Origin of the sequence: Providencia sp. NPDC089933, from assembly GCF_049545585.1 — a bacterium.
GTDB lineage: Bacteria > Pseudomonadota > Gammaproteobacteria > Enterobacterales > Enterobacteriaceae > Providencia > Providencia huashanensis.
Window position 1 is genome coordinate 44,304 of record NZ_JBMWDT010000018.1, and the last position, 2,426, is coordinate 46,729.

Here is a 2,426-nt window from a genome sequence, read left to right on the forward strand (position 1 = left end):
TAGAGAATTGCCGCGTAACGTTTCACTTTTTAGCGTTGTTGGCTGTATTCACTAGATTTAGCCCCACACGGTTGTATACCTTAAGTTCTAGCTCACTAATCATCTAGCGACGGGCTGAATTATTTAGAGAATTACTAAGTACAGTTTGAGTTATTGCGTGAGGATATAGTTATCTATCGTTAACTATAAGAAGAATAGAGGTGAAAGTGGAGATAGCTTCACCTCTATAATGTTAGTGTAAATTAATTGTTTTTAATTTTCATCAGTGCAGTTTCGGCGGCTTTGATCGTTTTTTCAATGTCTTCATCACTGTGAGCGATAGACATAAAACCAGCTTCAAAAGCCGAAGGTGCAAGGTAAATGCCTTGCTCTAACATATAATGGAAGAATTTCTTAAACCGTTCTACATCGCACTTCATCACGTCTTGGTAGCAAGTTACAGTCGGTGCATCAGTAAAGAAAACCCCAAACATACCGCCCACATGGTTGATTACCATCGGGATACCTTGTTCTTGGGATACGCGTTTTAAACCACGGGCTAATTTTTCTGTTAGCTCATTTAAACGTGAGTGGACACCTGGCTGAGCGACTTCTTTTAAGCAAGCGAGACCCGCTGCCATCGCGACAGGGTTACCCGATAATGTACCAGCTTGGTAAACAGGACCAATTGGCGCGAGTTTTTCCATGATCTCAAGTCGGCCACCAAACGCGCCAACAGGCATACCGCCACCGATAATTTTACCTAAACAAGTTAAGTCAGGTTGAACATCGTAATAGTCTTGTGCGCCGCCCAGAGCTACGCGAAAGCCTGTCATGACTTCATCAATGATTAATACAGCATTGAATTCATCACAAAGCTCACGTAAACCCGGTAAAAACTCAGCTGTAGGAGGGACGCAGTTCATATTGCCAGCAACAGGTTCAACAATCACACAAGCAATATCTTCAGGGTAGTTTTCAAATGCTTGGCGAACTGAGGCAAGATCGTTATAAGTACAGGTTAAGGTGTGTTTAACAAAATCTTCAGGGACTCCTGGAGAATTCGGCTCCCCCATAGTGAGTGCCCCTGACCCTGCTTTTACTAATAAGCAGTCTGCATGGCCGTGGTAACAACCTTCAAATTTGATAATTTTATCACGTCCAGTGTAGCCCCGAGCAAGGCGGATAGCGCTCATGGTAGCTTCTGTTCCTGAATTCACCATACGTACCATATCCATAGAGGGCACTAGTTCACAGACGAGTTCAGCCATTTCAACTTCCGCTGCGGTTGGCGCTCCAAAACTTAAACCTTTATGCACAGCTTTAATTACTGCATCACGAATAACTGGGTGATTATGCCCTAAGACCATCGGCCCCCATGAGCCAACGTAATCCACATAGGCTTTGCCATCGACGTCATAAATATATGAACCGTCAGCCTTTTCTATAAACAAAGGGGTTCCGCCAACACCATTAAAGGCACGAACTGGTGAGTTTACACCACCAGGAATTTGTTCTTTTGCTAGTGCATAAAGTTTTTCAGATTGCGACATGGCAGGGCTCCAAAAAGAGGCTAAATAGAAATTTGCCTCCATTCTAAAGCACTGTCTCAATTAAACCAAATGTTGATCCTAAGATATGCACAATGTGTCTAATTGTGTAACAACACTTGAACGATTTAGTCAAGTGGCGGATAATTAGATTAATTGATCTGGGGCGGCTTTTGCTTCCCATGAATTTACCGGTTACCGGTTTGGAGCTAAAAATGAGTGATGATTCAGCTCTGCCCTTACAATTTACTGATGCGGCAGCAATAAAAGTTAAAGATCTAGTTTCTGACGAGGATAACCCAAATCTGCGTTTACGTGTTTATATTACCGGTGGCGGATGTAGTGGTTTCCAGTATGGTTTCACATTTGATGACCAAATCAATGAAGGTGATATGACCATTGAGAAGCAAGGTGTTGCTCTTGTGGTTGACCCAATGAGCTTACAATATTTAGTTGGCGGAAGTGTTGACTATACTGAAGGTTTAGAAGGCTCGCGCTTTATTGTGACGAACCCGAATGCTAAGTCTACTTGTGGGTGTGGGTCGTCCTTTAGCGTCTAATTTTCGTCATATTTCGAGCTGTGGCGGTGTTGGCTTCATTCAGCTACTCGGGTCACATACTTGTGTGTGCTCCTCGAGGTATCTTCATTTGCCGCCTTGCCAAATTTTCGTCATATTTCGAGCTGTGGCGGTGTTGGCTTCATTCAGCTACTCGGGTCACATACTTGTGTGCGCTCCCCGAGGTATCTTCATTTGCCGCCTTGCCAAATTTTCGTCATATTTCGAGCTGTGGCGGTGTTGGCTTCATTCAGCTACTCGGGTCACACACTTGTGTATGCTCCCCGAGATATCTTCATTTGCCGCCTTGCCACAACTCGAACTATTTAGAAAATTTCTG

The 2,426-nt window shown here is 43.8% G+C and carries 2 protein-coding genes; one reads left to right on the forward strand and one right to left on the reverse strand.

What is annotated here, in order from left to right:
* Positions 1-242: 242 nt before the first annotated feature.
* Positions 243-1,532: a glutamate-1-semialdehyde 2,1-aminomutase gene (hemL, locus tag ACPEH5_RS19915; protein WP_042848260.1), complete on the reverse strand. Its 1,290-nt coding sequence runs from the start codon at positions 1,530-1,532 to the stop codon at positions 243-245.
* 212 nt (positions 1,533-1,744) lie between these two features.
* Here hemL and erpA point away from each other — a divergent pair, with 212 nt between their 5' ends.
* Complete coding sequence (erpA, locus tag ACPEH5_RS19920; protein ID WP_042848258.1) at positions 1,745-2,089, forward strand: iron-sulfur cluster insertion protein ErpA; 345 nt, start codon at positions 1,745-1,747, stop codon at positions 2,087-2,089.
* The last annotated feature ends 337 nt before the right edge of the window (positions 2,090-2,426 follow it).

Bases quoted from the DNA above. Each gene is read 5' to 3' on its own strand.
- erpA (WP_042848258.1), top strand. From the start codon at position 1,745: ATGAGTGATGATTCAGCTCTGCCCTTACAATTTACTGATGCGGCAGCA.
- hemL (WP_042848260.1), bottom strand. From the start codon at position 1,532: ATGTCGCAATCTGAAAAACTTTATGCACTAGCAAAAGAACAAATTCCT.